Below are 23,836 nucleotides of genomic sequence, written 5' to 3' on the forward strand. Positions count from 1 at the left end.
CGTCCTCCCGCATGCTTCTTGTTGTCGCGCCACCATGCCATGGTCGGCGCGACCAGACAAACCGGTCTTAGTTCAGGCCAGCGGATGATGGCAAGCCGCGAACTGGCCGGGTGCGACCTGGCGCAACTCCGGTATCTCCGCGCTGCAACGCTGATCCGCGCGCGGGCAGCGGGTGCGGAAGCGGCAGCCGGACGGCGGCGCAATCGGCGATGGCGGCTCGCCGGCCGCCACACTTTCGGCGGGTCGCACGTCCGGATCCGGCACCGGGATCGCCTGCAACAGCAGCGCGGTGTAGGGATGCGCAGGCCGCGCGAACAATTGCTCGGAGGGGGCGACCTCGCAGAGCCGGCCGAGATACATCACCGCGACGCGGTCGCTGACCGCTTTGACCACCGCGAGGTCGTGCGCGATGAACAGCAGCGTCAGACCGAAGCGCGCCTTCATCTCCTCCAGCAGGTTGAGGATCTGCGCGCGAATGGAGACGTCGAGGGCCGACACCGGCTCGTCGCAGACGATGAACTCCGGGTTGAGCACCAGCGAGCGCGCGATACAGATGCGCTGGCACTGGCCGCCGGAGAATTCGTGCGGCAGGCGGGTCGCCACGAGATCGGGGTCGAGCCCGACCGCGGAGAGCACCTCGTGAACGCGCCGTTTGCGCTCGGCGGCATCCTTGATCCCGGCGATGATCAGCGGCTCGGCGACGATGTCGCCGATGCGCCGGCGCGGATTGAGCGAAGCAATCGGATCCTGGAAGATCAGCTGCACGCGGCGGCGCATCCGGCGCAGCGCCTCGCCCTCCATCGCGGTGAGGTCCTCGCCGTCGAACATCACGCGGCCGGACTTGGCGCGGCGCAGTTGCAGCACCGCGCGCCCGAGCGTCGACTTGCCGCAGCCGGATTCGCCGACCAGCCCAAGCGTCTCGCCGCGCGCGACCTGGAGGCTGACACCGGAAACGGCATGAACAATCTTGTTGCCGAGGCCGTATTCGACCACGAGATTGTCGACGTTGAGAAGCGGCGCGGGGCGCGCGGCAAGCTGCATCATGCCTCGATCCCCTCCGTCATCCGGATCGGATGGAAGCAGGCATAGAGATGTCCCGACACCTCTGCGCTGGTCAGGACCGGTTTGGCCTCATGACAGCGCCCGCCGGCATAACTGCAGCGCGGCGCGAAGGAGCAGCCCTTCAGCGGGCGCGTCGGATCGGGTGGACGGCCCGAGATCGCCGGCAGCGGCGTATGCGGCGCGGTATCGAGCTTCGGGATCGCCGCCAGCAGTGCCTCGGTGTAGGGCATGTGCATGCGCTTGAACAAGGCTTGCGTCGGCGCGCGCTCCACCACCCGGCCGGCATACATCACCGCGACCTCGTCGGCCCGGCCGGCGACGACGCCGAGATCGTGGGTGATGATGATCATCGCCATGTGGCGGCGGCGCTGCTCGCGCGCGAGCAGATCGAGGATCTGCGCCTGGATGGTGACGTCAAGCGCGGTGGTCGGCTCGTCCGCGATCAGGAGCTTCGGCTCGCAGGACAGTGCGATCGCAATCGCGATGCGCTGGCGCATGCCGCCGGAGCATTGATGCGGATATTGCGCGAGCCGCTGCTCCGGGGCGGGAATGCCGACGGCGGCGAGCAGCTCGATGCTGCGGGCCTTCGCGGCGGGAGCGTCAAGCTCGAGGTGCTCCTGGATCGTCTCCATCAGCTGCGTGCCGATGGTGAGCACAGGGTTGAGCGAGGTCATGGGGTCCTGGAATACGACCGCGAGGTCGCGCCCGCGCAGCCGCCGCAGGCTTTCAGGCTCGAGCCGCACCAGATCCTCGCCGTCGAACATCACCCGGCCCGTCAGCTTCGCCTTCTTCGGCAGCAGCTGCAGCACGGCGCGCGAGAGCATGGTCTTGCCGCAGCCGGATTCACCGACGATTCCGAGCGTGCGGCCGGCCTGCAGCGAAAGGTCGACGTGATCGACCGCGCGCAGGTTTCCGCGCGAGGTCGGCAGCTCGACCGCGACATCCTCGATGGCCAGGAGCGGCGCGGTCACAGTGCCCCCTGACGTGGGTCGGTGAGAGCCCGCAAGGTGTCGCCGACGAGGTTGAACGCCAGCACGGTCGCAAACAGTGCTGCCGCCGGCAGAAAGGCGAGGCGCGGCGCGACGTCCAGACTGTCACGTCCCTCCCCGATCATGCTGCCCCAGCTCGGCATCGGCGGCGGCACGCCGAGGCCGAGGAAGGACAGCGCGCCCTCGACCACGATGGTGACGGCGACGCCGAGCAGGAAGAAGGCGAGCAGCGGCAGGATGACGTTCGGCAGCAGCTCGCGCAGCAGGATGCGCGCATGGCTAGCCCCTAACGCCTCGGCGGCGATCACGAACTCGCGCCGCGCCAGCGTCAGCGTCGCCGCGCGCGCCACGCGCATGAAAGCGGGAATGCCGAGCACGCCGAGGACAATAGTGAGGTTGGGGACCGACTGCCCGAGATAGGCGACCACCGCGAGCGCGAAGATCAGCGGCGGAAAGGCGAGCAACACATCCATGCTGCCGACCACCAGCGTCTCGAACCGGCCGCGGAAATAGCCGGCCAGCAGGCCGAGCGCGCCGCCGATGACGAGGCCGATCATGGGCGCGATCAGCCCGACCGTTAGCGACACCCGCGCACCAAAGATCAGCCGGGCGAGCTCGTCGCGGCCGAGCCCGTCGGTGCCGAGCCAATGTTCCCCGGAGAAGGCGGCGCGCCGTTCCAGCATGTCCATATCGGTCGGGTTCTGCAGCGGCAGCACCGGCGCCAGGATCGCTAGCGAAAGGATGATCGCAACCCAGGCGCTTGCGATCCAGAACAACAGGCCGAGCTTGGGCTTGCGGCCGACCGGCGCAGCTACCTCCTCGTCCTGGATCGACAGCTCAAGCGTGGCCATGGCGGATCCTGGGGTCGAGCACGGCATAGAGCATGTCGACGATGAAGTTGACGATGACGAAGCCGCAGGCGACCAGCAGCACCACGCCCTGGAGAATGACGAGGTCCCGGGTGTAGATCGCCCCGACCAGCAGCCGGCCGATGCCGGGCAGCGCGAAGATCGTTTCCACGATCAGCGTGCCGCCGAGCAGGCGACCGATATTGATGCCCGTCACCGTCACCAGGGTCAGCGAAGAAGGCTTCAGCGCATGCACCAACAGGATGCGCGATGGCTTGAGACCCTTTGCTTTCGCCAGCGCGATATAGTCCTCCTGCAACGTCGCGATCATGTCGGAGCGCAGCACCCGCATGATGCCCGGGCATTCCGCCAGCGCCAGCGTCAGCGCCGGCAGCACGAAGAAGCGCAAATTGGCCAGCGGCGCCTCGGTGAACGGCACATAGCCGGTCGCCGGCAGCCAGCGCAGCTCGACCGCGAACAGATAGATCAGCAGGATCGCAGTCAGGAACGACGGCATCGACAGCATCGCGAAAGCGCAGCCGGTCATGAAGCGGTCGAACGCACCGCCGGCGCGCGCGGCACAGGCGATCGCGACGGGAACACCGATCAGGAGCCCGATGAACTCGGCCATCAGCATCAGCTGCAGCGAGACCGGGATGCGTTCGGCCACCGCCTGCAGCACCGTCTGCCCGGTGCGAAACGAGCGGCCGAGATCGCCCTGCACCACGTGGCCGAGCCAGCTCAGGTAACGCCACCACAGCGGCTGGTCGAGTCCCATGTCGCGGCGCAGCGCCGCGACGTTCTCCGGCGTTGCCTGATCGCCCAGGATGACGAGCGCGAGATCGCCCGGCAGCAGCGAGGCGATCAGGAACGTCAGCAACGAGACGGCGAGCAGGACCGGCAGCATGGCAAGCAGCCGCCGCGCGACGAAGTTCAGCATCGCGCGGTCATTCCAGCCAGGTGGTCGAGACGTCGATCACGCCGTTGTAGATCTTCGGAAAGCCCTTCAGCTTGGCGCTGGACAGCGCGTAATAGGTATTCTGGAAGGTCCAGAACCAGATCGCCTCCTTGTTGATCAGACGGCTGATGGCGCAATAATCCTCGGTGCGCTGGCCGATGTCGGCGGTGACGCGCGCATGGTCCAGAAGCTTGTCGAGCTCGGGGTTCGCGTATCCGGCGAGCGCCAGCGGGCTGCCGCTGCGGAAATTCGCGTACATCTGCGGATCGGGATCGGCGAGATCGACGATGCGCCACGGCGTCAGCTGGAACTGCCGGGTGAAGGCGCGCGTCGGAATCGTGGCCTGGTCGACCTGCTCGATCTCCATGTTGGCGCCGACGCGCTTCCAGAATTGCTGCAGCACTTGGCCGACCATGCGGCCGCGCGGCGTCGCCGTCACCAGCATCTTGAACTCGACCGGCTTGCCGTACTCCTTGATCAGCGCCTTGGCCTTCTCAACGTCGAACGGCAGCGCCCCGTCGTCCTTGCACTTGACCCAGGAGCCGTCGCCGTAAGGATTGCTCGCGGGCCGGCTCAGGCCGTTGCTGATCGCTTGCGACATCTTGGGACGGTCGATCGCCATCACCAGGGCCTGCCGCACCCTCACGTCATCGAACGGCGCCACCTTGGTGTTGAAGGCGTAGACCTGCGCGCCCGAGCCCTTGTAGGTGTGCACGGTGAGCTTGGGGTCCTTCTGCGCCCTCATGATGTTGTCGGCGTCGTTCTCGTCATCCCAGATGATGTCGGCCTCGCCCGATTGCAGCGAGGCAAAGCGCGACTGCGCGTCGGGCAGCGGCTTCAGGACGATGCGGTCGAGATACGGGCGACCCTTGTCCCAGTAGTTCGGGTTCTTCTCCAGCACCATGCGGTCGCCGGCGGTCCATGATTTCAGGATGTACGGGCCGGTGCCGACGGGATTGCGGTTGTAATCGTCGCCCTTGGTCTTCCAGGCGGTCGGCGAATGGATGACGTTGTTCTGGCTCTGGATGGTGATCGTCGCCGGCAGGTTCACGGAAGGATCGGTGAGATTATAGACGATTGTGTATTCGTCCGGCGCCAGCACCTCCTTGACGTTGGTGATGTAGAAGGCGCAGCGGCACTTGTTGGCGGGGTCCTTCTGCCGGTCGAAATTCTCCTTGAAGGCCTGCGCATTGAACGGCGTGCCGTCGTGGAATTTGACGCCTTCGCGGAGCTTGAAGGTCCAGGTCTTGTAGTCCTCGGAATGGCTCCAGGACACCGCGAGCTTCGGCGCGGCCTCGCCCTTGTCATTCAGCGTCGTCAGCGTGTCGAAGATCGCGGCGGCAGCGGTGAAGGTCGAGGTGTCGTAGACGCCGACCTTGAGCGGATCGAAGCCTGCGATCTCCAGCTCCTGACCGACGGTGATGCTGCCGCCCGATTTCTGCGCCTGCGCTGGCGTAGCCAGTGCAAATGCCGCAACGAGGAAAATAGGCACGCGCCTGCGTGCCAAGGCCGCCGCGTTCGTCATGGTTCCTCCCGGGATCCCTCGTCCGATGTTTCGGATCGTGAATGACTCGGAGGCGAGCTTGGCGACAAATGCCCGTCTCGGCAAGAGGAACGAACGAGAGTTCGAACGCCGCATGTGGCGGCGATGAGACTCAGGATGTCGCGGCCGTTTTGCCTGGCGGAATTGCCGTACCGTCCGCAAGGCCGATCTCCTGGCGCAACGCGTCGGTGTGCTCCCCGAGCACGGACACGGTCTTGGCCGGCGCCGTGTCAGCCCCCGACATCCGAAACGGCAGGTTGAGCACCTGGAACGAGCCGCCCTCGTCCCGCACCTCGGAGAGTGCCTGGCGGTGCGCAAGCTGCGGATCGGCCAAGGCCTCGGACACGCTGCGATAGGCCGAGGCCGGCACGCCGGCAGCGCCAAGCACGCGCAAGCACGCATCGGTCGAAAGCTGCCGCGACCAGATTTCGACGCCGTCCATCAGCTCGGCCCAGTTCTCGCGGCGCGCGGCATAGGTGGCGAAACGCGGATCGGAGACCCAGTCCGGGCGGCCGATCACCCCCATCAGAGCCTGGAACGTCTTCTCGCTGGCGATCGTGATCATGACGTAGCCGCTTGCCGTCTCGGTCGGTCCGAACATCGGGCGTGGCGGCGGCGGCACCGCGAATTGCGAGCTCTGCAGCTCGGTCAGCGTCAGCGACAGCATGGTTTCCAGCATGGAGACGTCGATGTGCTGGCCGGCGCCCGTCACGCTGCGTTGATAGAGCGCCGACGCGATCGCGCCAAAACCATAGGTCCCGGTGACGACGTCGGCGTGGTAGATACCGCAATAGTCGGGACGGTTGCGGCCCGGCTGGTAGGCGAGATGGGCCATGTCATAGCCCGAAGCCGCGTGGATCACCGGGGCGTAGGCCGGCAGCTCGGCCGAAGGGCCGGTCTGGCCATAGCCCGAGATCGAGCAGTAGATCAGCCTCGGGTTGACCTGACGCAGGCTGTCGTAGTCGAGCCGAAGGCGGCGCATCACGCCGGGACGGAAGTTCTCGACCAGAATGTCCGACGTCGCGGCCAGCCGGCGCACCGCCTCCTTGCCGTCCTCGGACTTGAGGTCGAGTACCACGCTCTTCTTGCCGACATTGAGCTGGCCGAACGCGGTGCTGCAGCCGTTGCGGAGGGGAGGCCGGGTCCGCATCGTCTCGCCGCCATCGGTCTCGATCTTGATGACCTCGGCACCCATGTCGGCGAGCATCCGTGTACAATGGGGCCCGGCGATGGTGGTCGAAAAATCCAGCACCCGCAGGCCCGCGAAGGCCTTTGTCGTCGTCCCCTCATGCTTATCTGCTAGCTGCATGCCTGCCTGCGCCCTTGAACTCGTGGAACCATCGAAGATCTTTGTTGTTGATGCGGCGACCCTAGAGGGCGGCGGCTGAGTAGGAAAGTGTTTACCGAACAGACGTGCCGCGTGGGCGGGCTTTGGATTTCCAGCACAACTGGACCCGTTCTTGCATAGCAGCAAGCGGGGTCGAAAGAGGGCGGTTGTTCTTGAGGGTCTTGTTCGTCACCACGGAGATGGACGACTTCGTCCGCGTCGGCGGACTGGGCGCCGTTTCCGCCGCCCTCCCCCGCGCACTTCGCTCCTTCGCCGATATCCGGATCATGCTGCCCGGCTATCGCGACATCATCGAGCAACTCACGCATATTCAGGTCGTTGGCCGCTGTCCCGCATTCGCGGAGATGCCGGCCTGCTCGCTCGGCCGTGCCGCGACCAAGGACGGCCTGCCGGTCTATGTGCTGTTGTGCTCGCAGCTCTACGACCGACCCGGCAACCCCTATGGCGACGAGTTCGGGCGCGATTGGCCCGACAACGACATCCGCTTCGCGCGCTTCGCCTCGGCCGCCGCTGAGCTCGCCATGGGCAAGCTGGACAAGAATTGGGCAGCAGACCTGATCCATGCCAACGATTGGCAGGCCTCGCTGGTGCCGGCCTATCTGGCCTGGCAGGGCGCCAAGCTGCCGTCCATCCTGACCATCCATAACCTCGCCTATCAGGGCCTCTTCCCGAAGGACTCGCTGCGGCGGATCGGCGCACCGGAGAGCTCCTTCCACATCGATGGCGTCGAGTTCTACGATCAGGTCTCCTTCCTCAAGGCGGGCCTCGTCTACGCCTCGCACCTCACCACGGTCAGCGGCACCTATGCGCGGGAGATCACCACGGCCGAATTCGGCTGTGGCCTCGAGGGCCTGCTCCGCCTGCGCTCGGACGCCGCCGAGCTCACCGGCATCCTCAACGGCATCGACGAGAGCTGGGACCCGCGCTCCTGCGCCCAGCTCGCCCAGCAATTCGGCGCCGGCGACTGGGTCGGCAAGAAGGCGAATGCGGATTACGTCCGCAAGCAGTTCGGGCTGGCGGTCTCGCGCGGGCCGATGTTCGGCATCGTCGCGCGCCTCGTGCACCAGAAGGGGATCGACCTCGTGCTGTCGGCGGCGGACGAGATCGTCGATGCCGGCGGGCAGATCGTGGTCACCGGCTCCGGCGAGCCGGCGCTCGAGCAGGCCTTGATCGACGCGCACCGCCGCCGCCCCGACGCAATCGGGGTTGCGATCGGCTTCAACGAGGCCCAGGCGCGGCGCATCTTCGCCGGCAGCGACTTCACCTTGATGCCGTCGCGGTTCGAGCCGTGCGGGCTCAGCCAGATGTACGCCCAGCGCTTCGGCTCGCTGCCGATCGGTCACCAGACCGGCGGCCTCGCCGAGACCATCAGCGACGGCGAGACCGGCTTCCTGTTCTCGAGGCCGTCGCGCGAGTCCTTCCTCGGCGGCGTGCGACGGGCCTTCTCGGCCTTCATGGCCCACGATCAGCTCGACACCATGCGCCGCAGCGCCATGGGGCGCTCGTTCTCCTGGAGCATCTCGGCCGGCAGCTACAGCGCGCTGTACCGCAAGCTGGCGTCGGTGTGAGGCACCGCTGTCATTCCGGGGCGCGCCGTTTGGCGCGAGCCCGGAATCCATCGCTCCGCCGGAAATGCTGGGAGAAATGGATTCCGGGCTCGCGCTCCGCGCGCCCGGAATGACAAGCTGCAACGAGCTTGCCTCGAGTCCCTATTTCCCGCGCACATCCATCTGCGGACGGCCGATCCAGGCGCGATTAAGACACCGCGTCATCCAGTCGGGCCGCGCTTCGCCCCGCAGCCGCGCCTGCGCTTCCTGGTAGGGACCGACATAGCGCAGCCGGCCAGGCAATTTCGGATAGACGCGCCGGATCCACCGCAGCGCGTGATCGGCGGATCGGATCGCACGCGCGTCGAGCTCGAAGCCGAAGCCCGCGCGCAAGCGCTCGGGCAGCATGCTCGCGGAGAGCGCGCAATACCAGCGCGGCGGCCGCAGCCACGGGCGCGCGCCGCTGAATATCTGCGCGGCGATCTCGCGCGCCGCAGGGCCAACGGTTAGCGTCTCCGACTGCGCCATTGCCTTGGTGTAGGCGACGAAGCCGGACCAGTCCGCCGGCAAATCATCCCCCTTTAATCCGAAGAGGGCGCCGTACAGCCTGGCCTCGCTCCAATAGCGATCGCGCTCCTCCGCCGAGAGTGGCGGCAGCACCAGATCATGTGCCATGAGCGCGGTCTCGACCAGCGTGGCGTGGACCCAGCGCAGCGCGGGGATGTCGTTGGCGCAGTAGCGCGAGCCGGCCGCGAACGGCCCCACGGTCTCGGGCATCTCGCCGACGATCATGCTGTGACGCCGATGCAGCTGCCGGGACGACAGCAGCGCCCGGTCCAGCGAACCGAACACCATCGTAAAGACGATGTCGAAGGTGCGATGGAAGCGGCCGATCGGATCGGCAAGGGTGCGCGAATGCTCGGCGATCGCCGCCGCCACCCAGGGATGGGCCAGTTGCAGCAGCAGCGCACGGCCGGCGCCGAGAAAGAGCACGGCCTCCCGGTCGATCTGCCAGGTCAGTGAGGCCGGACCGAATACGCCCGCGACCGGTCCCGCCGCGTTGGCACGCAGCGTCTCGAGCGACTCCTCCAGATCTTTCTCAGCGACCAATTGCAAGCCTCGCGACGAAGATACGGCGACCATACTCCGGACCGCGCGCCTGCAAAATCGTCGTCGTGCGAGGCTATGACGGACAGAGCCTCACTCCGCCGCCATCGGCATCTCGTCCATATGCTCGTGCAGCACGACGCCGGCGAGCGGATCGAATTCGCCGACCCAGGGCTTGCGCGCCAGCACCGATTTCGTGTGCGCATAGCCGGCGTGCCAGCGCCGCGTGATCCCGGACGGACTGAAGTCGATATCCTTGGTATGGGTCTCGTGCTCGAGCTGCGGCGCCAGCAGCCGCACCACGTGCATGCGGGTCGGGCAGCCGTAGCTCGTCAGTTCCCTCACCGCGGGATCGTTGCGCTCGCTCTCGGGCAGCCGCGCCGCGAGCTGGTTAATGACGTGGCGCAGACGATGGGCCTGCTGCTGTCGCACGATCTGGCTGGCGATGCGGCTGGAATATTGCACGTCCTTGTGCCGGTTCAGCACCTCCGCCATCGTGGTCGGCTCCGGCCCGACCGGATTCCACAGATGCACGGAGAAGATCAGCGAGTTCCTGCGTGGATTGTCGTCGAACACGGCTTCGGTCGGCGTGTTCGACAGGATGCCGCCGTCCCAATAGAGCTCGCCGTCGATGCGCACGGCGGGGAAAGCCGGCGGCAGCGCGCCCGAAGCCATCACATGCTTCACCGTCAGCTCGCCGTCGCGGCTGTCGAAATAGCGCATTTCGCTGGTGCCGACATGAGCCGCACCGACCGTCAGACGCGGCGCGCAGCGGTTGGCGAGATCAAAATCGACGAGCTCGCTCAGCGTCTTCTCCAGCGGCGCGGTCGAATAATAGCCGGCGTGATCGGCGCCCAGCGGATAGGAATCGCCGGCATGGGCCAGCGGATTGGGCCGGAAGAAACCGGCAATGCCGTGGGTCACGGTCGACCAATAGGCCAGCTTCTCGTTGAAGCCGGGAAACGCGGTGCGCCAGTTCCAGACCGGCTGCTGCTCCATCCGCTTCCAGAACTCACGCAAGCGCGCGAGGCGGTGCTCGGGCGCGTTGCCGGCGATGAGGCTCGCATTGATCGCACCAATCGAGGTGCCGATGATCCAGTCCGGCTCGATGCCGGCTTCGTGCAAGGCCTGGTAGACCCCGGCCTGGTACGAGCCGAGCGCGCCGCCGCCCTGAAGCACGAGCACGACCTGACCCGGCAGGTCGAACTTCCTGTGCTGCGAATTGTCCTGCGTGCTCATGTCTCGCTCCTGGTGAGCTTGCGCCGTTCGAGTATTCGACTTGCTGCGCCGGCCCATGTCAATGCGCGGTCCAACCGCCGTCGACCGGCAGCGCAACGCCGGTGATCGAGGCCGCCGCGTCCGTCGACAGGAACACCGCGAGTGCGCCGAGCTCCTCGACCGCAACAAAGCGCTTGTTCGGCTGTTGCGCCAGCAGCACGTCGCGGATCACCTGATCGCGGGAGATGCCATGGGCCTTGGCCTGGCCGTCGATCTGCGCCTCGACCAGCGGCGTATGGACATAACCAGGGCAGATTGCGTTGCAGGTGATGCCCTGCTCCGCCGTCTCCAGCGCCGTCACCTTGGTGAGGCCGACGATGCCATGCTTGGCGGTGACATAGGCTGCCTTGAACGGCGAACCGACCAGGCCGTGCGTGGAGGCAATGTTGATGATCCGGCCGAAACCGTTCTGCCGCATTGCCGGCAAGGCGAGCCGCGTGGTGTGGAAGGCCGAGGACAGGTTGATTGCGAGGATCTGGTCCCACTTCTCGACCGCAAACTGGTCGAGCGGCGCGACATGCTGGATGCCGGCGTTGTTGACCAGGATGTCCAGCCGGCCGGATTGGGCCACCGTTGCCGCGATCATCTCGGCGATCGATTTCGGCCTCGTCATGTCCGCCGGCGAATAGCTGGCCTTGACGCCGAACTCGGCGGCGATCTGCTCGCGCGTTCGGCCGATCTCGCTGGCGACACCAAGGCCATTGAGCACGATGTCGGCGCCCGAGGCGGCGAGGGCCCGCGCGATACCGAGACCGATGCCGCTGGTCGACCCGGTGACAAGCGCCACCTTGCCGGCAAGCACGCGTGATGAAGCGGACGTCTGCGTCTTGATGGGAATATTCATGATCCAGACCTCTTCTCAGCGCGACACCGCGCCAGGCTGGAGCGAAATGTGCGGGATCTCCGGGATTTGCGGAAATGCCGGTTGGCTTCCGAGTCGATACGTCCGCGCTATCGCAGGCGGGATGTCATTTTTCGCCCTGATCGGCTAGATTTCCGGTCGATTTTTGCTGGGAGCCGATCCATGGAAATGCACCAGGTCCGCTATTTCCTCGCGGTGGCGCAGCTCTTGAACTTCACGCGCGCGGCCGAGGAATGCAACGTCACGCAGCCCTCGCTGACGCGCGCGATCAAGCAGCTCGAGGCCGAGCTGGGCGGCGACCTGTTCCGCCGCGAACGCCCCGCCGCGCAATTGACTGAGCTCGGCCAGCGCATGCATCCACTCCTGAAGCAGTGCTATGACGCGGCCATCGGCGCGCGCTCGCTCGCCTCCTCGTTCAGGAGCGGAGAGATCGGTGCGCTCCGCATTGCGCTGACGCATTCGATCGACCTCGCTTTGCTGATTCCGCATCTCAACGAGATCAAGCGGCAGTTCAACCGGCTCGAATTCCGCTTTCTGCGCGGCTCGGGCCGGGAGGTCGGCGACTTCCTGAAGAAGGGCGAAGCCGAGCTCGGCATTGCTGCCGAGATCGACGAGGCCTGGGACCGGCTGGATGTCTGGCCGCTGTTCACCGAGAGCTTCGAGCTCGTCGTCGGCGACGGGCATCGGCTGGCCGGCCGCAGCTCGGTCGAACTGGACGATCTGCGGTCGGAGCTGCTGCTGAGCCGAACTTTCTGCGAGCACGCGCGCCGCATCTCCGCGAGCCTGCGCGAGCACGGCATCGACATCGAACAGGGGCATGAGGTCTCGAACGAGCGCGACTTGATCGAGTTGGTCGAGGCCGAGATGGGCATCGCCATGGTGCCGCACACCTCGCCAGTGCCGGAGCGGCTGACGCGCGCCGCGGTCACGGGGCTGGACGCCCGCCGCACCGTCAATCTCTATGGGGTCGCCGGCCGGCAACGCACCGCCGTGGGCAACGCCGTGATGCGCATGCTACGCGGCGCCGACTGGCGCGAGATCGCGGGGTAGTCTTTACAGTGTCGACCGCCCTTCCCCTCTCCCCCTGTGGGAGAGGGTGGCTCGCCGCATAGCGGCGAGACGGGTGAGGGGTATCTCTCCGCGACTCCAATCCTCATTTGTGATTGCGGAGGCAACCCCTCATCCGGCGCTTCGCGCCACCTTCTCCCACAAGGGGAGAAGGAAGAAAGCGTAGCTCAATTCTCCCGGCTCGTGCGCTCCAGCGCTTCGATCAGATCGTCGATCTCCATGCGCTTGCGGAAATCCGGATCGACGAAGCGGGCCTTCACGATGCCGTCGCGTCCGACCACGAACACGGCCGGGATCGGCAGCATCCAGCCGTCATTGCCGTGGAATTTCGCCATGTCCTGATAGGACAGCAATTGCTGGATCTCGGCACCTAACCAGATCGCGAGGTCGAGCGACAGCGCATAGCCGTTGTCGAGATCCGTCAGGACCGGAAACGGCGCGCCGGATTCGGCCTTGAGCTGCCCGGTATATTCCTGCGTCTCCGGCACGATCGCGACGACCTGCGCCCCCATCGCCTTGATGCGGTCCAGCGCCTGGACCACGGCGCGGACATTGAGCCGGCAATAGGGACACCAATGGCCGCGGAAGAACATCACCGCGACGGGGCCTCCCTCCAGCAGCGAGGGCAGCGACACGAGACGGCCACCCTCGTCGGGCAGCATGAACGGCGGCATCGGGTCGCCCGGCCGCGGCGCGGTCTCGCCGCCGCCGTTGTCGCTCAATCGCGCGACCAGGCGATCGACCGCCTCGCCATAGGCCGGAAAGACCTCGCGGCTGGCATCTGCATAGGCGCGGAGCTGTTCGTTCAGCGTGCTGTCCATGTCGCGGCAGCGCTGGAACGCGAGCCTGAGCTGTTCGGCATCGGCTGGCGAGAGAGACGTCATCTTCCTGCTCCGGCTTCCTTGCGGGCGAATATTAGTTTCCCGGTTCGCCCGCCCGCAAGGGGCGACCGCAATCGGGCGTGCTGGCATCGGACGCCGGATGCTGCGAAAGCGGAAATGCCGATGCCCAATCGGTTCGATAGCTGCCGCCTATCGGCATAGCGCGGGGCTATCGCATCGAAAGCAAGCCGGCATTTCAACATGGAAAAGGTCTCGACGAAGCTCCTGCCATAGCCCGCGGCCGACAGGGCTCGCGGCCAACAGAGGAGACTTTCCATGTCTAGCCATCTCACAATGTCGCGCGTGGTTTGGACAGGCGTTGCCGTTCTCGGCGCGCTGACATTTGCGACGCCGGTTTTCGCCGGCGAATGTCCGGCCGGCAAGACCAAGCCGAATGCGCAGCCGATGGTCGACTACAAGCCTGTCGGCGTCACCGACGTGACGCTCGGCGCGATCGATCTCGGCAAGCAGCCCGCCCGTATTGAGGGCCGCGAGCTGCGCTTCCGCAAGCTGACCATCGAGCCCGGCGGCATCGTGCCCTGGCACAGCCATGAGGACCGTCCGGCCCTGATCTTCGTGCAGCAGGGCGAGATCGTCGAATACGCCTCCAACTGCGTCGACCCGATCGTGCACAAGGCCGGCGACATCCGCCCCGAAGTCCACGGCACCTCGCACTGGTGGAAGAACCTCGGCAAGGAGACCGTCATTCTCTATGTCGGCGACGTCCGCAAGGATCCCAACGACCGCCATATGTAATTCCGTGCGGCCATCCTTCGAGACGCCCGCTTCAGGCGGGCTCCTCAGGATGAGGACGGAGTGTGCGGCAGCAGCCTCGGCGGCCACGATGTCGCTTAGCCTCATCCTGAGGAGACCGCCACCGGGTCGGCGCAGAGCGCGGCCCGATGACAGGCTCCGCGGTCGTCTCGAAGGACGAGGCGCGCGCTCGGGGCATGCCGGGGCATGAGGGAGCGCAACGACATGACCGATCTTTCCGCATCGATCAAACCGATCGCGACGACGATGAATGCGCATTCCCCTGGCTTCGCGTTTCGCTCGCTCGTGATCGGCCTCACCGCATTCCTGACGGTCGTCGATCTCTTCGCGACGCAGGCGATCCTGCCCTCGCTGACACGGCACTACGGCGTCACACCCGCGGCAATGGGCTTTGCCGTCAATGCCAGCACCTTCGGCATGGCCGCAGCCAGCCTCGTCGTCGGCTTCTTCAGCCCGCGCATCGACCGGCGAACGGGCATCCTGCTCAGCCTGGCCCTGCTTGCGGTCCCCACCAGCCTGCTAGCTGTCGCGCCCACTCTTGCCGTCTTCACCGCGTTGCGGGTCGCGCAGGGCCTGTGCATGGCGTCCGCCTTCGCGCTCACCCTCGCCTATCTCGGCGAGCAATGCAGCGCCATGGACGCCGGCGGCGCCTTTGCCGCCTACATCACCGGCAATGTCGCCAGCAATCTCGTCGGCCGGCTGATCTCGGCCGCATTGGCCGATGGCCTCGGCCTCGCCTGGAACTTCTACTTCTTCGCGGCGCTCAATCTTGCCGGCGCGGCGCTGGTCTATCTCACCGTCAACCGCGTGCCGCCGATGCATGCGATGACGCCGGCGGCTTCGCCGCTCGCCGCCACCATCGCGCATTGGCGCAATCCGCAGCTGCGCGCCTCTTTCGGCATCGGCTTCTGCATCCTGTTCGCCTTCATCGGCACCTTCACCTACGTCAATTTCGTGCTGGTGCAGCCGCCGCTGTCGCTCGGCATGATGGATCTCGGCCTCGTCTATTTCGTCTTCCTGCCGTCGATCGTCACGACGCTTCTGGCCGGCAGGGTGGCGGCGCGGCTGGGAACGCGGCCCACGATCTGGGGCGCGCTCGCTGTTGCCGGGCTCGGCCTGCCCTTGATGCTGTCGCCGCGTCTGGGCGAAGTGCTCGCCGGCATGGTCCTGGTCGGGGTCGGCACATTCTTCGCACAGGCCGCCGCGACGGGTTTCGTCGGACAGGCCGCAGCCGACAATCGCGGCATCGCCAGCGGGACCTATCTTACGTGTTACTTCTGCGGCGGACTGGTCGGCACCGCCGTGCTCGGGCGCCTGTTCGACGCTTTCGGATGGCAGGCGTGCGTATTCGGCATGGGCGCGGCGCTCGCTGCCGCAGCCCTGCTTACATTCGCCCTGAAACGCTAGCGCTTGGCCGGCGCTTCCTGCGGCGGCTCGTCGTCGGCGATCGCGCGCCAGGCGGCGCCGTCGAGATCGTCGTACTGGCCGCTCCTGAGCGACCACAGGAAAGCGACGAGACCGGCACCTCCGAGCATCAATGCCAGCGGGACCAGGATGACCAGTATCTCCATTACACGATCTCCCGCGAGGCGCTGCGGGCGCGCAGCGAGTTCAGCATCACCAGGATCGACGATCCGCTCATGGCGGCAGCCGCGATCAGGGGCGTCACGACGCCGCTGATCGCAACCGGCACCGCGAGCACATTGTAGCCGATCGCAAGCCAGAGGTTCTGCCGCATCAAATGCAGCGCCTTGCGCGAGGCGTCGATGGCGGCGACGACGGGAGCCAGCGGCCGGCCGAGGAAGACGAGATCGGCGGTGGCCTGGCTGAGATGCGCGGCCGAGATCGGCGACATCGAGACATGGGCCGCCGCGAGCGATGGCGCATCGTTCATGCCGTCGCCGACCATCAGCACTTTCGCACCGCGCCGTTTCAGCTCCTCGATCCGCGCGATCTTGTCGGCCGGGGTGACGCCGGCGCGCCACTCGGGGATGTCGAGCGATTGGGCCGCGGCCTTCACGGCCGGCTCGCGATCGCCGGACAGGATCTCGATGCCGATGTTGCGCGCCTTCAGAGCCGCGATCACCGCCTTGGCATCGGGTCGCAGGCCCTGGCGAACCGAGAGGATGAATTTTTCGCTGCCCTTGCTGAACGCGACGATGGAAGCTTCGGGATCGACCAAGGCGCTGCCGACCAGCGCCTCGGCACCGCAGAAGGAGGGACGGCCGAGGCGAAGCTCGAGGCCGTCGACGGTCGCACGGACACCCTGCCCGGCCTCCTCCACCGCACTGAGGATCGGAGACTTCGCACCGGCAGCTTGCGCGACGGCGGCAGCCACCGGGTGATGGCTCGACAGTGCGAGCCGGCCGGCGAGTTCGAAGACATCGGCGGGAATGTCGGCGGCATTCATCACTTCGAGCTCGGGCAGCGTCAGCGTGCCGGTCTTGTCAAAGATCACATGGTCGGCTTCAGCCAGCCGCTCGATCGCATCGCCCGCATTGAGCAGCACACCGGCCTTGAACATCGCGCCCGAGGCCACCGTCTGCACCGTCGGGATCGCAAGCCCTAGGGCGCAGGGACAGGTGATGATCAGCACGGCGACGCCGGTCACGATCGCATCGTGCCAGCTCGCACCGGCGAGGACCCATCCGAGAATGGTCAGGAGCGCGGTCGCATGCACCACCGGCGCATAGAGCCGCGAGGCCCGGTCGGCAAGGCGCATGTAGCGCGAGCGCGCCTGGAGCGCGTTGTCGAGCAGCCGCGTGATCTCGGCGAGCAGCGTCGCCTCGGAGGCGGCCGAGACTCGCACCCGCAAGCTGCCGAAGATGTTCATCGATCCCGCATAGACCGGCGTGCCCTGCTCGGCCGTGACATAGAGCGTCTCGCCGGTGATCAGGCTCTGGTCGATCTCGGAACGCCCTTCGATCACGGTGCCGTCGACCGCGCAGCGCTCGCCGGGCCGGAGCAGCACGATGTCGCCCGGATTGATCGCCGCCACCGGCACCTGCGAGATCTCGTCAGGCCCGATGAACTTCGCGGCCGTCTCAGCCTTCAGCGCGGCGAGATTGCCGGCGACCGCGCGGGTCCGCCGCCGGATGTTCTGGTCGAGGAAGCGGCCGACCAGGAGGAAGGTCAGCAGCATGATCGCGGCGTCGAAATAGGCATGCTCGGCGTGGTGGATGGTCTCGACCACGGACATGCCGAGCGCCAGGATCACGCCGATCGAAATCGGCACGTCCATGTTGGTGGTCTTGGCCGACAGAGCGCGCCAGGCCGAGCGGAAGAACGGCTGGCCGGCATAGGCCGCCGCCGGCAGAGCGATCAGCGCCGACAGCCAGTGGAAGAAGTCGCGCTGCTCCGGCAGCATGTCCGAGACGTTGCCGGACCACACCGGGATCGACAGCATCATCACGTTCATGGTGGCGAACGCGGCGACCCCGAGGCAGCGCAGCAGGAAGCGGGATTCGGCGACCTCGGCCGCTTCCGCGCTCTCGGTCTCGAACGGATAGGCCTTGTAGCCGAGCTCCTCGAGCCGATCGATGAAGCGGCCGGGGTCGAGCGTACCCGCCTTCCATTCCAGCGCAACGCGGCGGTCGGTGAGGTTGACGCGGGCCAGAGTGACGTCGGGGATGGCCGAGAGCCCGCGCTCGATCTTGGCCATGCAGCCGGCGCAGTGAACGCCCTCGACGGCGAGATCGATGTGCCGGAGGCCCTCGCCCGCATCGCGGACGTAATGAGAGAAATCGCGCGTGACCCGCATGACGGAATCCTTCAGTTCAGGATCACGCGGTTGCGCGACATGAACACGCGCGTCCCCCGCGCCTCGCCCTCGATCACCAGGTCCCATTGGCCCGGCGCGACGGACGCCGCATTGCCGCGATAGAGGCCGATGCCGGCTTCGCTGAGCTCGACGGCGAGGTCGGCGCGCTTGTCGGTCGGCCGCTCCAGCCGGCCGCCGAACTTCAGCCCGGAGATCGGCTGGCCGCCGGCGTCGCGGGCCTCGACCTGGACCGAGGCGCCGCCGTCGTTGCGGCGCTCGACATGGGCGTTGACCTTCCACTTCCGCGCGGCCTGGTCCTGCGCCGCCGAGATCTCGCGATCGTAGACGAGGCCCGCGGCATAGGGGCTGTCGACGTCGGTGCCGGGCAGCGTTGCGATGGCGAGCTTCATCATGGTGGCGTTGACGCCGATAACGAGGCCGAAGAAAGCGACCAGCATCAGGAAGACCTTGGTTCCGGTCAGCGGCTTGGATGACATGGTGGTCTCCTGATCTTACGGCGCGACAAAATTGTCGGTGGCACTCGCGGCGACACCGAGCCCGATGTCCATGACGTGGAAGCGGACCGGAATCGATTTCTCCGGATTGTTTTCGGCCGGCGCGGTGACCAGCAGCCGCAGCTCGCTGGTCGCATCGCGCGGGATCACGATGATCGGACGGTCCGGCGTGACCGAATCGATGCCGACGACGTGCATCGTGGGGTTCACGGGCCCCTCGACGTCGATCGCGATGACGCGGTCGTAGCCGCTCTTGTTCAGCAGCCGCACCGTATAGGCGTTGCGGATCGAGCCGTCGCTCAGCTTGACCGCGACCGGGTTGCGGTCGTGCAGCACGTTGACGTCGAGCAGGCTGCGGGTCGCCAGCGTATAGATCATGAAGCCGCCGACGGCCGCGATAATGGCACTATAGACGACGGTGCGAGGCCGGACGATCCGGTAGATCGGCGCCTTGCCTTCCTGGCGGCGATGGATGTTGATGTCGTTGTCGTAGCCGATCAGCCGCTTCGGCCGGCCGATCTTTGTCATCACGTTGTCGCATGCGTCGATGCAGAGGCCGCACTGGATGCATTCCATCTGCGGCCCGTTGCGGATGTCGATGCCGGTCGGGCAGACCGCGACGCATTGGTAGCAGTCGACGCAATCGCCGACCTGCTGGCCGAGGGCGCGCAGCTCGGCGGCCTTTTTCACCGAGGTGCGCTTCTCGCCGCGGTCATAGCGATAGGTGACGTTGAGCGCCCATTCGTCGGTGAGTGCGGCCTGAATGCGCGGCCACGGACACATATAGGTGCAGACCTGCTCGCGCATGAAGCCGGCGAGCAGATAGGTCGTCGCGGTGAGGATGCCGATCCAGATATAGGCGAGCATCGGCCCCTGGAAGGTGACGAGCTCCTTCACCAGGGTCGGCGCGTCGTTGAAATAGAGCACCCAGGCGCCGCCGGTCCACCAGGCGATCATGAGCCAGATCGAATGCTTGAGCACGATCTCGGAGATGCGCTCCAGCTTCATCGGATCGGACGATTTGTCCTTCTTCATCCGCTCGCGCCGGTCGCCCTCGATCAGGCGTTCGACCGCGTAGAACAGGTCGGTCCACACCGTCTGCGGACAGAGATAGCCGCACCAGATCCGCCCGCCGATGGAGTTCATCAGGAACAGCGCCACCGCGGCGACGATCAACAGGCCCGTGAAGTAATAGACCTCCTGCGGCCACAGCTCGATGAAGAAGAAATAGAAGCGGCTGTTGGGAAGATCGATCAGCACCGCCTGGCTCGGCGCGCCGAGACCGCGATTCCAGCGCACGAAGGGCAGGAAGTAGTAGACGCCGAGGCAGAATGCCATCAGGCCCCATTTGATCCGGCGGAAAGTACCGGAGACGCTCTGGGGATAGACCTTCTTGCGGGCCGCATAGAGCGGCCCGACGTCGTCCGCGGGCTTCAGTTCGTTCGGATTGACGGTCTTGTTCATCGCCTCGAGCTTCTTCAAAGGTGCGATTAAACCTAGACCCGGCACCGCCGCGCAGGTTGATCCAACGCAAACGGGGGCGCTTTTCTTCGCCCCCGCCGGAAGTCGTCGCTCGCGGATCGGCCTATTTGCCGCCGCCGAGCGAGTGGACGTAGACCGCCATCGCCTTGATGGTGGCGGGATCGAGCCGGCCTTCCCAGGCCGGCATCACGCCGGCGCGGCCCTGGCCGATGGTCTCGATCAGGCTCGCCTCGTCGGAGCCGTAGAGCCAGATCTTGTCGGTCAGATCAGGTGCGCCCATCTCCTGGTTGCCCTTGCCGGCGTCGCCGTGGCAGGCGGCGCAATTCTCCGCGAAGATCTTCTGGCCCTTGGGGGCGTCATAGCCGTTGCGGGTCGACAGGCCCGACAGCGACCGCACGTAATTGGCGGCGGTGACGATCTCGTCGCCCTTCAGCACGCCATCCTTGCCGAAGGCGAGCATCTGCCCCTCATGGGTCTTGGCATGGCCCGACCGCACGCCGAACTGGATGGTCTGCATGATCTGGTCGAGCGAGCCGCCCCACAGCCATTCGTCATCGTTCAGGTTGGGATAGCCCTTGGACCCCGTCGCACCCGTGCCGTGGCACGGCGCGCAATTGTCGCCGAACACCGTCTTGCCCTTGGCGCGCGCAAGCGCCAGCAGAGCCGGATCCTTCTGGATGTCGGCGAGCGAGGCCGAGCCCAGCGCCGCCATCTTGTCACCCCGGATCTTCTCGAGGTTGGCGAGCTCGACCGCGACGTCGGCGCGCGAGGAGTAACCGAACAGGCCGGTGGTGTTGCTTTGGATCAGCGGCCAGGCCGGATAGACGATCCAGTAGCCGATCGACCAGACGATGGTGAGATAGAAGGTGATCACCCACCACCGCGGCAGCGGCGTGTTGAGCTCCTTGATGCCGTCCCACTCGTGTCCGGTCGTGGACTTGCCGGAGACGGAATCGATGTCGCTAGAATGATCGGTCATGGTTTCTCACTCCTCCCGCAAGGGCAGGTGCGCTGCCTTGTCGAACGCAGCCTTGTTACGGGGCCAAAATGCGTAGGCGATGATCGCGAGAAAGATCGCGACGAACACCGGTGTCCAGATCGTCGTCACGAGATCGGACGCAAGATTATGGACGGTCAGGATGGCTTTCATCGTTCATGCCTTCTCAGCGAAGATTGGCTTTCTCGTTGTAGATCTTGAAGTCGACCAGCGTGCCGAGCATCTGCAGGTACGCGACCAGCGCGTCCATCTCGGTCGGCGTGCCGGTCTTGCCGTCGAAATTGCGTACGACGGCCTTGGCGTAGCGCTTGGTGAAGGCGTCGGTGCCGGCATTGTCCGGATCGGCCTGGGCCTTCAGGTCGGCGGCGGCATTGGCGAGTTGCTCGTCGCTATAGGGGACGCCGACGGTCCTGAGGGTGCGCATGTCGCCGGCGATCGCATCCGGGTCGATCTCGGCCTTGCTGAGAAACGGATAGCCGGGCATCACGGACTGCGGCACGATCGCGCGCGGGTTGGCCAGATGGGTGACGTGCCACTCGTCGGAATATTTGGCGCCGACACGGGCGAGATCCGGGCCTGTGCGCTTGGAGCCCCACTGGAACGGGTGATCGTACATGCTCTCGGCGGCGAGCGAGAAATGGCCGTAGCGCTCGACCTCGTCGCGCAAGGGCCGGACCATCTGCGAATGGCAGAGATAGCAGCCCTCGCGGACATAGACATTGCGCCCCGCCAGCTCCAGCGGCGTGTAGGGCCTGACCCCATCGACCTTCTCGATCGTGCTCTTGAGGTAGAACAGCGGAGTGATCTCAACGAGACCGCCGATCGCAACCACGAGGAGGATACCGACGACCAGGATGATCGAGTTCTTTTCGAAGATTTGGTGGCGTGTCCAGAACGACATTGCTTGAGCTCCTCATTCCGCCGGCTGAAGAGCGACGGGCATCTGGACTTCCTGTTCGCCGACGCGAACCGTCATCCAGAGATTGTAGGCCATGATCAGCGAGCCGATCAGGAACAGGCCGCCGCCTGCGGCGCGGATGATGTAGAAGGGATGCATCGCCTCGACGGTCTCGATGAAGGAATATTCGAGGAAGCCGAGCGAGGTGTAGGCACGCCACATCAGGCCTTGCAGGATGCCGGACACCCACATCGCCGAGATGTAGAGAACGATGCCGAGGGTGGCGACCCAGAAGTGCCAGTTGACGAGCTTGAGGCTGTAGAGGCTCTTGCGGTTCCAGGCCCACGGCACCAGGCAGTACAGCGCGCCGAAGGAGACGAAGCCGACCCAGCCGAGCGCGCCGGAATGCACGTGGCCGATGGTCCAGTCGGTGTAGTGGCTGAGCGAATTGACCACCTTGATCGACATCATCGGGCCTTCGAAGGTCGACATGCCGTAGAAGGCGACGGAGACCACGAGCATGCGCAGCACGGGATCGGTGCGCAGCTTGTCCCAGGCACCCGACAGCGTCATCAGGCCGTTGATCATGCCGCCCCAGGAGGGCATCCACAGCATGATCGAGAAGGTCATGCCGAGCGTCTGCGTCCAGTCCGGCAGCGCCGTGTAGTGCAGATGGTGGGGACCTGCCCAGATGTAGAGGAAGATCAGCGCCCAGAAGTGGATGATCGAGAGCCGGTAGGAATAGATCGGCCGCTCGGCGCGCTTCGGGATGAAGTAGTACATGATGGCGAGGAAGCCGGCGGTCAGGAAGAAGCCGACCGCGTTGTGGCCGTACCACCACTGGAACATGGCGTCCTGGATGCCGCCCCAGGCGACGTAGGACTTCGAACCGAACACCGAAACGGGCAGCGCCGGGTTGTTGCCGAGATGCAGCACCGCGATCGTCACGATGAAGGCGAGATAGAACCAGTTCGCAACGAAGATGTGCGGCTCCTTGCGCTTGAAGATGGTGGCAAGGAAGACGAGCAGATAGACGACCCAGACGATGGTCAGCCACAGATCGGCGTACCATTCCGGCTCGGCATATTCCTTCGACTGGGTGACGCCGAGCAGATAGCCGGTGCCGGCGATCAGGATGAAGAAGTTGTAGCCGAGCACGACGAACCACGGCGCGAGGTCACCGGCAAGGCGCGCGCGGCAGGACTTCTGCACCACGTAGAAAGAGGTCGCGATCAACACGTTGCCGCCGAAGGCGAAGATCACGGCGGAGGTGTGCAGCGGACGCAGGCGGCCGAAGCTGATCCAGGGCAGATCGAAGTTCAGCGCGGGCCAGGCCAGCTGCGAGGCGATGATGAGGCCGACGAGGAATCCGGCAATGCCCCAGAACATCGCCATGAAGGCCGAGAACTTGATCGGCCCCATGCTGTAGTTCGGGCGGCCGTTGATCTCCTGGGCCGGCAGCGCCGCCGGCCGCTCGAAGTAGCGGTTGACGATGAAGAACACCGCAGCGAGACTCGCCGCCGCGCTGAGCGCAGCGTGGAACGCGAAGGGCGCATCGAGCGCCTTGGCCGAGGCGATCACGCAGAGGAAAGCGGTGACTGCGAATACGACAGCCAAGCCGCTTTCACCGATGGTCATGGATTTTGAGATGGAGGGCTGGCTCATGCGGATTCTCTCTGAAAGAACACGCTGCCAGAAACCACATCCACCCTCGCGGCGAATTGATTGAAATCAAGATAGATGGATTTCTGTTAATGTGAGCCGATGCAGTGCCAGTTGAAATGCCCTCTCCCCTTGTGGGAGAGGGCAGCGAGAAGGTGCGGCAAACTCACTTGGGTGAGGGGTTGGTTCCGCACGAAAAGTTTTTCCGTTGAAGCGGACCCCTCATCCGGCGCTTCGCGCCACCTTCTCCCGCAAGG

General features: G+C 65.8%; 22 protein-coding genes. 4 read left to right on the top strand and 18 right to left on the bottom strand.

The genetic code is table 11. The annotated features are described in order from the left end of the window. Positions 1 to 72: 72 nt before the first annotated feature. The 6 genes from I6F28_RS07720 to I6F28_RS07745 all read right to left on the bottom strand — a co-directional run bounded on the left by I6F28_RS07720 (position 73) and on the right by I6F28_RS07745 (position 6,709). Positions 73 to 1,044, bottom strand: coding sequence for an ABC transporter ATP-binding protein (locus tag I6F28_RS07720; protein ID WP_074447511.1), 972 nt, complete (start codon positions 1,042 to 1,044; stop codon positions 73 to 75). Further along, positions 1,041 to 2,033 (bottom strand): ABC transporter ATP-binding protein, encoded by a 993-nt coding sequence (locus I6F28_RS07725; RefSeq protein ID WP_225139626.1) that lies wholly within the window; start codon positions 2,031 to 2,033, stop codon positions 1,041 to 1,043. Before I6F28_RS07725 ends, I6F28_RS07720 begins: the two co-directional genes overlap by 4 nt. Further along, a complete protein-coding gene (locus I6F28_RS07730) occupies positions 2,030 to 2,902 on the bottom strand; it encodes an ABC transporter permease (RefSeq protein WP_036004454.1) in 873 nt (290 codons plus the stop codon). Before I6F28_RS07730 ends, I6F28_RS07725 begins: the two co-directional genes overlap by 4 nt. Beyond that, entirely contained in the window at positions 2,889 to 3,839 is a 951-nt protein-coding gene (locus I6F28_RS07735; protein WP_225139627.1) for an ABC transporter permease, read from the bottom strand. The genes I6F28_RS07730 and I6F28_RS07735 overlap by 14 nt, the downstream gene beginning before the upstream one ends. A gap of 7 nt (positions 3,840 to 3,846) precedes the next feature. Next, the gene (locus I6F28_RS07740; protein WP_109144553.1) at positions 3,847 to 5,382 is read right to left on the bottom strand and encodes an ABC transporter substrate-binding protein; all 1,536 of its coding nucleotides are present in this window, start codon (positions 5,380 to 5,382) and stop codon (positions 3,847 to 3,849) included. 130 nt (positions 5,383 to 5,512) lie between these two features. Beyond that, a complete protein-coding gene (locus I6F28_RS07745) occupies positions 5,513 to 6,709 on the bottom strand; it encodes a CaiB/BaiF CoA transferase family protein (protein ID WP_225139628.1) in 1,197 nt (398 codons plus the stop codon). A 191-nt stretch (positions 6,710 to 6,900) separates the two neighbouring features. Between I6F28_RS07745 and glgA the strand changes: the two genes are divergently transcribed. Then, positions 6,901 to 8,316 carry a glycogen synthase GlgA gene (glgA, locus tag I6F28_RS07750; protein ID WP_225139629.1) on the top strand — a complete coding sequence of 472 codons (1,416 nt, stop codon included), beginning with the start codon at positions 6,901 to 6,903 and terminating at the stop codon, positions 8,314 to 8,316. A 141-nt stretch (positions 8,317 to 8,457) separates the two neighbouring features. Here glgA and I6F28_RS07755 read toward each other — a convergent pair whose 3' ends face one another. From I6F28_RS07755 to I6F28_RS07765, 3 genes are all read right to left on the bottom strand, one after another. Further along, a complete protein-coding gene (locus I6F28_RS07755; RefSeq protein WP_225139630.1) occupies positions 8,458 to 9,405 on the bottom strand; it encodes an oxygenase MpaB family protein in 948 nt (315 codons plus the stop codon). Between the two features lie 90 nt (positions 9,406 to 9,495). Beyond that, positions 9,496 to 10,641 (bottom strand): DUF3734 domain-containing protein, encoded by a 1,146-nt coding sequence (locus tag I6F28_RS07760; RefSeq protein WP_225139631.1) that lies wholly within the window; start codon positions 10,639 to 10,641, stop codon positions 9,496 to 9,498. A 58-nt stretch (positions 10,642 to 10,699) separates the two neighbouring features. Then, positions 10,700 to 11,524 carry a 3-hydroxybutyrate dehydrogenase gene (locus I6F28_RS07765; RefSeq protein WP_225139632.1) on the bottom strand — a complete coding sequence of 275 codons (825 nt, stop codon included), beginning with the start codon at positions 11,522 to 11,524 and terminating at the stop codon, positions 10,700 to 10,702. Positions 11,525 to 11,704: 180 nt separating this feature from the next. On the opposite strand from I6F28_RS07765, the gene I6F28_RS07770 reads away from it, so the two are divergent. Beyond that, positions 11,705 to 12,592 carry a LysR family transcriptional regulator gene (locus I6F28_RS07770; protein WP_036004434.1) on the top strand — a complete coding sequence of 296 codons (888 nt, stop codon included), beginning with the start codon at positions 11,705 to 11,707 and terminating at the stop codon, positions 12,590 to 12,592. Positions 12,593 to 12,777: 185 nt separating this feature from the next. Here I6F28_RS07770 and I6F28_RS07775 read toward each other — a convergent pair whose 3' ends face one another. Next, positions 12,778 to 13,494 carry a peroxiredoxin-like family protein gene (locus I6F28_RS07775; RefSeq protein ID WP_225139633.1) on the bottom strand — a complete coding sequence of 239 codons (717 nt, stop codon included), beginning with the start codon at positions 13,492 to 13,494 and terminating at the stop codon, positions 12,778 to 12,780. 273 nt (positions 13,495 to 13,767) lie between these two features. On the opposite strand from I6F28_RS07775, the gene I6F28_RS07780 reads away from it, so the two are divergent. Together I6F28_RS07780 and I6F28_RS07785 are read left to right on the top strand one after the other, a co-directional pair. Further along, the gene (locus I6F28_RS07780; RefSeq protein ID WP_225139634.1) at positions 13,768 to 14,247 is read left to right on the top strand and encodes a cupin domain-containing protein; all 480 of its coding nucleotides are present in this window, start codon (positions 13,768 to 13,770) and stop codon (positions 14,245 to 14,247) included. Positions 14,248 to 14,469: 222 nt separating this feature from the next. Beyond that, a complete protein-coding gene (locus tag I6F28_RS07785) occupies positions 14,470 to 15,672 on the top strand; it encodes an MFS transporter (RefSeq protein WP_225139635.1) in 1,203 nt (400 codons plus the stop codon). On the opposite strand, the gene ccoS is transcribed toward I6F28_RS07785, so the two are convergent. The 8 genes from ccoS to ccoN all read right to left on the bottom strand — a co-directional run bounded on the left by ccoS (position 15,669) and on the right by ccoN (position 23,582). After that, positions 15,669 to 15,836 carry a cbb3-type cytochrome oxidase assembly protein CcoS gene (ccoS, locus tag I6F28_RS07790; protein ID WP_008550618.1) on the bottom strand — a complete coding sequence of 56 codons (168 nt, stop codon included), beginning with the start codon at positions 15,834 to 15,836 and terminating at the stop codon, positions 15,669 to 15,671. The genes I6F28_RS07785 and ccoS overlap by 4 nt on opposite strands. Next, on the bottom strand, positions 15,836 to 18,025 hold the full coding sequence (locus I6F28_RS07795) for a cation-translocating P-type ATPase (RefSeq protein ID WP_225139636.1): 2,190 nt from the start codon (positions 18,023 to 18,025) through the stop codon (positions 15,836 to 15,838). The genes ccoS and I6F28_RS07795 overlap by 1 nt, the downstream gene beginning before the upstream one ends. Positions 18,026 to 18,036: 11 nt before the next feature. Beyond that, complete coding sequence (locus I6F28_RS07800) at positions 18,037 to 18,522, bottom strand: FixH family protein (RefSeq protein ID WP_057026793.1); 486 nt, start codon at positions 18,520 to 18,522, stop codon at positions 18,037 to 18,039. A gap of 15 nt (positions 18,523 to 18,537) precedes the next feature. After that, the gene (gene ccoG, locus I6F28_RS07805; RefSeq protein WP_036037795.1) at positions 18,538 to 20,004 is read right to left on the bottom strand and encodes a cytochrome c oxidase accessory protein CcoG; all 1,467 of its coding nucleotides are present in this window, start codon (positions 20,002 to 20,004) and stop codon (positions 18,538 to 18,540) included. A 121-nt stretch (positions 20,005 to 20,125) separates the two neighbouring features. Further along, entirely contained in the window at positions 20,126 to 21,001 is an 876-nt protein-coding gene (gene ccoP / locus I6F28_RS07810) for a cytochrome-c oxidase, cbb3-type subunit III (protein ID WP_225127461.1), read from the bottom strand. A gap of 6 nt (positions 21,002 to 21,007) precedes the next feature. After that, the gene (locus tag I6F28_RS07815; protein ID WP_025034779.1) at positions 21,008 to 21,172 is read right to left on the bottom strand and encodes a cbb3-type cytochrome oxidase subunit 3; all 165 of its coding nucleotides are present in this window, start codon (positions 21,170 to 21,172) and stop codon (positions 21,008 to 21,010) included. 13 nt (positions 21,173 to 21,185) lie between these two features. Further along, on the bottom strand, positions 21,186 to 21,920 hold the full coding sequence (gene ccoO / locus I6F28_RS07820; protein WP_036004413.1) for a cytochrome-c oxidase, cbb3-type subunit II: 735 nt from the start codon (positions 21,918 to 21,920) through the stop codon (positions 21,186 to 21,188). A gap of 12 nt (positions 21,921 to 21,932) precedes the next feature. Continuing rightward, a complete protein-coding gene (ccoN, locus tag I6F28_RS07825; protein ID WP_225139637.1) occupies positions 21,933 to 23,582 on the bottom strand; it encodes a cytochrome-c oxidase, cbb3-type subunit I in 1,650 nt (549 codons plus the stop codon). Positions 23,583 to 23,836 lie beyond the last annotated feature (254 nt).

It is taken from the genome of Bradyrhizobium sp. NBAIM14 (assembly GCF_020193895.1).
Classification (GTDB): domain Bacteria; phylum Pseudomonadota; class Alphaproteobacteria; order Rhizobiales; family Xanthobacteraceae; genus Bradyrhizobium; species Bradyrhizobium yuanmingense.